Annotated in this window: 9 protein-coding genes; 1 reads left to right on the forward strand and 8 read right to left on the reverse strand. The window is 69.3% G+C overall.

Features of this window, described 5'->3' with window-relative positions; genetic code table 11:
* Positions 1-358: 358 nt before the first annotated feature.
* The 8 genes from ACRDTB_RS25390 to ACRDTB_RS25425 all read right to left on the reverse strand — a co-directional run bounded on the left by ACRDTB_RS25390 (position 359) and on the right by ACRDTB_RS25425 (position 6,755).
* On the reverse strand, positions 359-1,645 hold the full coding sequence (locus ACRDTB_RS25390) for an acyltransferase domain-containing protein (protein WP_431434230.1): 1,287 nt from the start codon (positions 1,643-1,645) through the stop codon (positions 359-361).
* The gene (locus ACRDTB_RS25395; RefSeq protein ID WP_431434231.1) at positions 1,642-2,829 is read right to left on the reverse strand and encodes a hypothetical protein; all 1,188 of its coding nucleotides are present in this window, start codon (positions 2,827-2,829) and stop codon (positions 1,642-1,644) included. The genes ACRDTB_RS25390 and ACRDTB_RS25395 overlap by 4 nt, the downstream gene beginning before the upstream one ends.
* 24 nt (positions 2,830-2,853) lie before the next feature.
* Positions 2,854-4,041, reverse strand: a complete 1,188-nt coding sequence (locus tag ACRDTB_RS25400) for an acyl-CoA dehydrogenase family protein (RefSeq protein WP_431434233.1) — start codon at positions 4,039-4,041, stop codon at positions 2,854-2,856.
* Between the two features lie 18 nt (positions 4,042-4,059).
* A complete protein-coding gene (locus ACRDTB_RS25405) occupies positions 4,060-4,314 on the reverse strand; it encodes an acyl carrier protein (protein WP_431434235.1) in 255 nt (84 codons plus the stop codon).
* Entirely contained in the window at positions 4,311-5,204 is an 894-nt protein-coding gene (locus tag ACRDTB_RS25410) for a 3-hydroxyacyl-CoA dehydrogenase family protein (protein ID WP_431434237.1), read from the reverse strand. The genes ACRDTB_RS25405 and ACRDTB_RS25410 overlap by 4 nt, the downstream gene beginning before the upstream one ends.
* Positions 5,201-5,395 carry an MbtH family protein gene (locus ACRDTB_RS25415; protein ID WP_431434239.1) on the reverse strand — a complete coding sequence of 65 codons (195 nt, stop codon included), beginning with the start codon at positions 5,393-5,395 and terminating at the stop codon, positions 5,201-5,203. Before ACRDTB_RS25415 ends, ACRDTB_RS25410 begins: the two co-directional genes overlap by 4 nt.
* A gap of 99 nt (positions 5,396-5,494) precedes the next feature.
* Positions 5,495-6,112: a response regulator transcription factor gene (locus ACRDTB_RS25420; RefSeq protein WP_431434241.1), complete on the reverse strand. Its 618-nt coding sequence runs from the start codon at positions 6,110-6,112 to the stop codon at positions 5,495-5,497.
* Between the two features lie 469 nt (positions 6,113-6,581).
* The gene (locus ACRDTB_RS25425) at positions 6,582-6,755 is read right to left on the reverse strand and encodes a hypothetical protein (protein WP_431434243.1); all 174 of its coding nucleotides are present in this window, start codon (positions 6,753-6,755) and stop codon (positions 6,582-6,584) included.
* Between the two features lie 634 nt (positions 6,756-7,389).
* On the opposite strand from ACRDTB_RS25425, the gene ACRDTB_RS25430 reads away from it, so the two are divergent.
* Positions 7,390-7,721: helix-turn-helix domain-containing protein (locus ACRDTB_RS25430; RefSeq protein ID WP_431434245.1), on the forward strand; the 332-nt coding region annotated here is incomplete at its 3' end.

Below are 7,721 nucleotides of genomic sequence, written 5' to 3' on the forward strand. Positions count from 1 at the left end.
TTGGTGCCAACTTTCGCCGGCGCACGTCACCGGCAACGAAGAAAAGCATCACTATTCGCGACGGAAAACAATCTCTCGCCGCACGCCGAGCCCCCACTAGTACCGCATCCGACCTCGATTCCCTCAGCGTCATGGCAGACCCGCGACTTCCCGGATCCGCCCCCCTGCTCGTCACGACATAATTCCAGCACAGTAGGCGAATTGCAACCTGCTACACAGAGTCCCACTGGCGATGCGCTCCGTCCACTGTCAATCGGTGTCCTTTATGGACCGCACGGGGATCGGGTGCTGTGACGGACTTGCCATCCGGCGCCATTTCCACCACGCACGCGAAGGTACTGTCGTGATCATCCTGTGATCACATTCCGGAACGGTGCGCGCCGAGCACCGACGGGGGCAAATCGACGTCGGCGCCCTCGGCCCACAGTCGCCCGACGGCCGTCAGTAGCACCTCCAGGTCGCCTCGGCTCTCGAACACACCTGGCAGGGTGCGCAGCGCCGTGCCCCGGCAGTCGATGTGCCGCACGGCCAGGTTCGTCAGCGTCTGCCCCGGTCCGATCTCGATCGGGATCGGCTGGTCCAGCTCACCCAGCCGGGCCAGGTTGTCGGCGAACCGGATGGGCCGGCACAGGTGACTGGCCCAGTAGTCGGGGCTCGCGGCCTCCTCCGGACGGATCCAGGTGCCGGTGACGTTCGAGAGGAAGGGCACCGACGGCGCGCTCAGCCGCACCGTGGTGAGCAGCTCCCGCAACGGGTCCACGATCGGCGCCATCATCGGGGAGTGGAACGCGTGCGTCGTGGGCAGCCGGTGGCCGGCAATCTCATGATCCGCCAGCCGCTTGCGCACCCGCTCCACCGCGTCCACCGGGCCGGCGAGCACAGTCAGCTCCGGTCCGTCCAGCGCCGCGACGTGCACACCTTCCTCGACGAGGTGCGTCTCGAGTGGTTCCGGCCCCGATGCGACGGCGAGCATCGCGCCCTCCGGGAGCGCGTCGACGAGGCGCGCCCGGGCGGCGATCACCCGCAGCGCGTCCTCCAGGGCGAACACCCCGGTCAGGCAGGCGCACACGAACTCACCGACGCTGTACCCGAGCAGCGCCGACGGTGTCACCCCCATCGCGACGAGCGTCCGGGCGAGTGCGTACCTGGTGACGAAGGCGAGTGGCTGGGCGACCATCGTGCGGTGGATCTCCTGGGTGTCCGCCTTCTGGTCGAACAGCTCGCCGAGGGTGGGCGCGTGCCGCGCGCCGTCGGGCGGGTAGAGGACGCCGCGCAGGTCGATCCCCAACGCGGGCGTCACCACGCGCAGGCACCTGGTCAGCTCCCGGCGGAACACGGGCAGATGCCGGAAAAGCCCCTCGGCCATGCCCGGGTACTCGTCGCCGACCCCGGAGACCATGAGCACCACCGGTCGCGGCGGGCCGGCCGTCGCGGTGAAGACCTCGTCCGGCCGCGCCGCGCGCAACCGGCGCGCCGCGTCCAGGTAGCCGTCCGCGACCACCACCCGCCGGTACGACCCCGCCGCGGCCGCCGGCGCGCCGACCAGGCCCGACTCGAGCTCGCCGACGAACGACGCGGTCTGCTCCGCCAGCCGCTCGCCGCTCGGCGCGGACACTGCGAAGAGCAGGACCTTCGACGCGCTCATGACCGTAACGCCTCGCGCACCCGGTCCGGCCAGCGGTCGGGATCCAGGCCGTGCCGGCACAGGAACGCGTAGGCGAGCCGTTCCAGCCCGAACCCCGCGCACGCGGTGTACACGGCTTGCCCGTTCGACTCGATGCCGAACGAGTCCCCGAAGAACTGGTCGTGGAAGTTGAACGAGCCGACGGCGACGTCCCGGCCGGCGCCCAGCGGCATCCGCAGCTCGTACTTCAGCTCCAGCAGGTGCTGCGACCACACCCGTTCGGTCGTGCCGACATCCACGAAGAACGGGTCGTTCGCGACCACGCACCGGCCGTCGAGTGCCAGGTCCTCGACCAGCTCCCAGGTGCGCTCCATCAACCGCCTGCGGCGGGCCAGCACGTCGTCCCGGTCGCCGAGGAAGACGATCTCCCGGATCGTGAAGTCCCACAGGCGTTCCAGCGACCGCCGGTACCGCGACTCGAACCGGAACGACTTGCCGCGCGCGGTGACCGACATCGACGGCGCTGGCAGCTCCCGGTCGGCGAGCTGGTGGTAGGTGTGGAAGCACATGGTCGGCGGCAGGCAGCTGTCGAAGTCGCCCGCGTGGGCGCGCAGCACGGCGGACAGGTCGTCGCCGTCCGCCGTGTCCTCCCGGAAGCGGAGATAGGTGTCGACGTCGCCGTGCAGCCGGGTCACGAACATCATCAGCTGCGGGAACGACTGGAAGTACCCGCATCGGTCCAGCGCCGACGTGGGGATGAGCGTGGGATAGCGAAACTCCGCGGCGCCCAGCTCGTCGACGGCCACGGCACGGAGCCGCGCGTCCAGCTGGTCCATGAGCGACAGGACCGGCTCGCCGACGGCGATCTGCCCCTCGCCCGCCTCCGACGCGATCCCGCGCCGCACCAGCTCGTCGAACACGTCCTGCGGTGCGGCCCGCGTGCTCGACCGCCAGATCGTCTTCGCGTCGATCCGCCGCTGCCCCAGCACGTCGTTCGACACCATGAACCGGAGCTTTCGCGCCAGGTCGTCCGGGTCGACCCCGTCGCGCAGGACCATCTCGACGGCCCGCACCCCCGCCGGATCCCGCACGAGCGAGAAGTCGAGGATCGCCTCGGAGACGAAGTAGACGCGGCTGGCCAGCTCACCTTCCTGGGCTGCCGGCACCGCGGGGTCCAGCGTGATCGTGTGCGACGTCGTCGGCATCGAGGCTCACCACTCCCGTCGGGGTCACCCCCGGTCGTCGAACTGTCCGGACAAGGCGCCGGTGAGCCCGAGGAGCTCGGCGAGGATGCCGCGCTGCACCGAGGACGTGCCGGCGAAGATCGGTCCGCCGAGCGCGTCCCGCAGCTCTCGCTCCACACCGTGGTCGGTCAGGTAGCCCCGCGCGCCGTGCACGTCGACCGCCGCCATCGCGGTCTGCACCAGGCTCTCGCTCACGAAGATCTTCGCGATGGTCGAGTCGAGCAGCGCGAACCGGCCCTCCCGCTTGAGCCACGCGACCCGGTAGAGGATCAGCCTGGCCAGCTCGAGGCGGATCTTCATGTCCGCGATCTGGTGCGCGACCGCCTGGAAGCTCCCGATGGGCCTGCCGAACTGCCGGCGGGACCGCGCGTGCTCCAGGCAGGTCTCCAGGAGGCGCTCCATCACGCCGACCTGGCTGCCGAACATGAACGACCGCTCCCACTCGATGGTCGCGGTGAAGATCGCGTAGCCGGCACCGGCCCGGCCCAGCAGGTTGGCGGCCGGCACCACGACGTCGTCGAACTCGACGACACCCATCGGCGTGCTGCGCAACCCGAGCTTCGCCAGCTCCCGCACCGTGCGGACGCCGGGCAGGTCGGCGGTCACCAGGAAGGCGGACAGGCCGTCCTGCGCACTGTCCGCCTCGTCCCCGGTCCGCGCCAGCACCACGAAGACGTCCGCGACGGGACCGTTGCTGACGAAGCACTTCGTCCCGCGCAGCACGTAGTCGTCACCGTCGCGGCGCGCGGTCGTGCTCATGCTCAGCACGTCCGAGCCCGCATCGGGTTCGGACAGTGCGTGCGCGCCGATCAGCCGGCCGGCGCACATCGGTTCGAGGAACCGGCTCTTCTGCTCCTCGCTACCGTGCAGGAGCAGGTAGATCACGCAGCCCCAGAGGTGGTTGTTGACCGCGAACACCAGGCCGTTGTCCCGGCAGCCGTAACCCAGCGCCTCCAGCGCGACCATCGTGGTCACCGGGTCGAAGCCGCTGCCGCCGTACTCGCCCGGGACCGGCCAGCCGAGCACACCGAAGTCCGCGCAGCGGGCCCAGTCCGCCGCCGAGAACCGTCCGTCCTGCTCGACCTTCTCCAGGTCCGCACCGAGCTCCCGCCGGGCGAACTCGATCGTCTCGTGCCGCAGCTTTCGTTGCTCCGCGGTGAGTTCGAAGTCCACGCCGCTCTCCCGCCGGCGCTAGGCGGGCTGGCCGATGCCGCGTTTCCGGTCCACGAACGCCTCGATGGCGGTCAGGGACCGGATGTTGGCGAAGTCGAGGTCAGCGCCTTCGATCGGCGTGCCGAAGGTGCGTTCGATCCACATGACGACCTGGACCGCGAACAGCGAGTTCACGTGGCCGGCCGCGAGCAGGTCCTCGTCGTCGCGCACCGCGACACCCTTGGTGTGCTGGAAGATGAAGCCGCGAACCGCTTCCCGTTCCGTGTCGTTCACGTCGGCACGCCCTCCTCGGCGACTGTCCGGTCCAGACGGCTGGACTCGTAGGAATAGAACCCGCGACCGGTCTTTCGGCCGAGCAGCCCGGCGTCGACCATGCTCGCCAGCAGCGGCGACGGCCGGAACCTGTCGTCCTTCAGATGGTCCTCGAGCACCTGCAGCGAGAACATGACCGTGTCCAGGCCGATGAGGTCGGCCGTCTCCAGCGGCCCCATGGCGTGACCGAAGCTCCCCCGGCAGAGCCGGTCGATGTCCGGCGCGTTGGCGACCTGCTCTGCCATCAGGTGGATCGCCTCGTTGATGGTGAGCATGAGGATCCGGTTCGTCACGAACCCGGCGGAGTCGCGGATGACCACGCAGCTCTTCTTCATGCTCGTGAGCAGCGACCTCGTCCGATCGATCGTCTCGTCCGACGTCTCGGCGCCGCGGATGACCTCGACGACCGGCTTGAGTGGCACCGGGTTCATGAAGTGGACACCGACGACCCGCGCCGGCCGCTCGGTCACCGAGGCGATCCGCGAGATGGGTATCGCCGAGGTGTTCACCCCGAACACGCACTCCGTCGGACAGATCCGGTCGATCTCGGGGTAGAGATCTCGTTTGGTGGCCCAGTTCTCCGTCACGTTCTCGACGACGAACCCGGCGTCGCGCAGCTCGGTGAGGTCGGTGGTGAACCGGATCCGGTCGAGCACCTCGTCCGGCGCCGGACCGGACGTGTCCCGCCGAACCAGTGGCATGAGTCGCAGATCGGTGGCGATCTCCTGCCGCGCCGCGCGCAGGATGTCGTCGGCGACGTCGACCAGGACGACCTCGTGCCCGTGTGTGGCCAACGTCTGCGCCACGCCGATGCCCATCGTGCCCGCGCCGAGCACCCCGACCCGGCTCATGCGAGGTTCCCCGGTCGCAGGCCGACCCAGTTCTGCTCCACATAGTCCAGCGCCGCCTCGCGGCTGCCCTCGCCGTGGGCGACCGTCCACCCCGCCGGCACGTCGAAGGACGCCGGCCACAGCGAGTGGTGGCCGTCCTTGTTGACGAGTACCACGAACGTTCCGTCCGGATCATCAAGCACATGCACCACAGAAGGCTCCCAACGGCCGAGGAGTCGACCAGACCACCAGTACGCTATGCATCCGCCCGCGACGGCTCACGTCACCAATAGACGGGACACGCCGTACGGTCACGCCACCGGCAGCGTCGCCGGATTTTCGTTCCGCACCAACGGGTTCGCGACCTGCTGTGGCGGGCCGAACGAGTCCTGCGCGCCCAGCGCCACGACGGTGAGCTCGGCCTTGTTGCCCAGCCCGAGCTTGCCGCGCACGCGCTTCACGTACGTTTCGAGCGTGCTCTGCGCGATCCCCATCCGCCGGGCCACCTGGTAGTGCGTGAATCCCTGCGCGATCAGGATCACCGCCTGCCGTTCCCGCGGCGACAACTTCGCCAGCGGCGCCGGTTCCACGCCCAGCCCGGCCGCGACCGGCAGGAACGGCTCGCGCGCCGCCACCGCGCGCACGGCCGCCGAAAGGTCGTCCCCGCTCACGTCCGCCGCGACGCACCCGTAGACCCCGGCCCGGGCGTCCACATAGCCGTTGGCCCGCAACGACGACGAGCTCACCACGAGTATCGGCACCCCGCCACCTCGCAACGCCGCCGCGGCCGCCGCCACGGAAGGCGCGACCAGCACGTCGACGCTCGACCAACCGTCCCCCATCGAAGGCGCCCACGACCCGTCGCCGTGACCGACGAGCACCACCCCCGGATCGAGATCGAGCAACGCCGCGATGCCGAACCGGATCACCGGACGATCGTGAATCACTGCGACACGTAACATCAACTGCCTCCGCATACTCCCCCGTGTGACGCACGCGGCCAGTGTTGTCACAAGCTCACCCGCGTCGCGACGCGCCTTCGACACGAGTGCACACCGATGCACAAGGCCCCAGTCGATGATGACGATCTCCACCGCACCGCACCGCATCGCGCAGGAACTGGCTCGCTCTGCTCGTCGCGGCGGCGGTTCCTCTGCTCGTGGATACACCGGGACGGCCCGCAGCGACGTACTACATGTCCCCTGAAGGAGGGGCACCGCGCGGACGCGAGCATCCGAGCACTGGACGGAATGCAGGACACGGGACTCCCGGTGCTCCACATGGGACAACCCGGGGGCGGCGGGTGACTCAGGTCGAACACGACCAGCACCCACACGAGCGACTGAACACTCCACCCCACAGGAGGAGGGTCTATCCCGTGATCGGCACCTCTCTGTGTCAAGTGGTTGGTGACAGAGAGGAAACCCGGTCTTGGAGCATGGTGCGGTAGACGACGTCGGCCAGGCGGCGTTTGAGGCATCGCAGGGCTTCTTTGTGGCTCTTGCCGGCCGCACGTTTGCGCTGGTAGTAGGTGCGGCCGCGGGTGTCGTAGCGGATCTGGGTGATCGCCATGACGTGCAGCGCGTAGTTCAGCTGGCGGTCGCCGGCGCGGGAGAGCCGGTGTCGGACGGCCCGGGGACCTCGCGCTCATCCCGCGCCAACAGCAGCGCGACCGGCGGCCGCAACACTCCCATGACCCGCTCCCAACTCCCGGCCGCAGCGTAAGCGTCCCGGGCCGCGGCCCGCCATATTTCCGCTGATCACAGCGCTACACCAAAGGCCTGACGCCCTACGGACAGGTCGGTCCGGTCGCCGCAGCTTCTCGCAAGGCCCTCGCCTGGTGGTGATCTGCCTGCGCCGGCCAGTCCGCCGCGTACCTGGCCGTGTCCACCGTCGGGAAGGGCCAGGTTCTCTTCGGCGGGTTCCCGGCGTGGTGCCGGGCCGGCCGTCGCCAGAACGTACGCTCTAGGACGCCAGCGAACGTTGCGAAGCTCGGTGAAACGTGGGCGCTAGTGTCCCGAGTCGTTAGTTCGCCGTTAGTTGGGTAGGTGCGGGTATGCCGAGCCCGAAGCTTGAACCGGTGGTGTTGTCCGATGAGGAACTTGGTGTCCTGAGTGGGTGGTCGCGTCGGCGGAACACGGCGCAGGCGTTGGCGATGCGGTCGCGGGTCGTGTTGCGGTGCGCGGAGGGCGGCACGATCGGGCAGGTGGCTGCGGATCTGGGTGTGTCGCGGGACATGGTGTCCAAGTGGCGGTCGCGGTTTGTGGCTCGGCGGTTGGAGGGCTTGTCGGATGAGCCGCGTCCGGGGCGGCCGCGGGAGATCACCGATGAGCGGGTTGAGCGGGTGATCACCAAGACGTTGGAGGAGTCGCCGGGGCGGGACACGCACTGGTCGACCCGGTCGATGGCCTCGGCGGCCGCGATGTCGCAGTCGGCGGTGTCGCGGATCTGGCGGGCGTTCGGGCTCAAGCCGCACGCGGTCGAGACCTGGAAGCTCTCGACCGACCCGCAGTTCATCGAGAAGGTCCGTGACGTCGT

The sequence above is a fragment of the Actinophytocola sp. genome (assembly GCF_050699935.1).
Lineage (GTDB): Bacteria > Actinomycetota > Actinomycetes > Mycobacteriales > Pseudonocardiaceae > Actinophytocola.

What these genes read in the sequence shown, in the direction of transcription:
- ACRDTB_RS25390 (WP_431434230.1), bottom strand. Translation starts at nt 1,645, where the DNA reads ATGAGCGCGTCGAAGGTCCTGCTCTTCGCAGTGTCCGCGCCGAGCGGC.
- ACRDTB_RS25395 (WP_431434231.1), bottom strand. Translation starts at nt 2,829, where the DNA reads ATGCCGACGACGTCGCACACGATCACGCTGGACCCCGCGGTGCCGGCA.
- ACRDTB_RS25410 (WP_431434237.1), bottom strand. Translation starts at nt 5,204, where the DNA reads ATGAGCCGGGTCGGGGTGCTCGGCGCGGGCACGATGGGCATCGGCGTG.
- ACRDTB_RS25425 (WP_431434243.1), bottom strand. Translation starts at nt 6,755, where the DNA reads ATGGCGATCACCCAGATCCGCTACGACACCCGCGGCCGCACCTACTAC.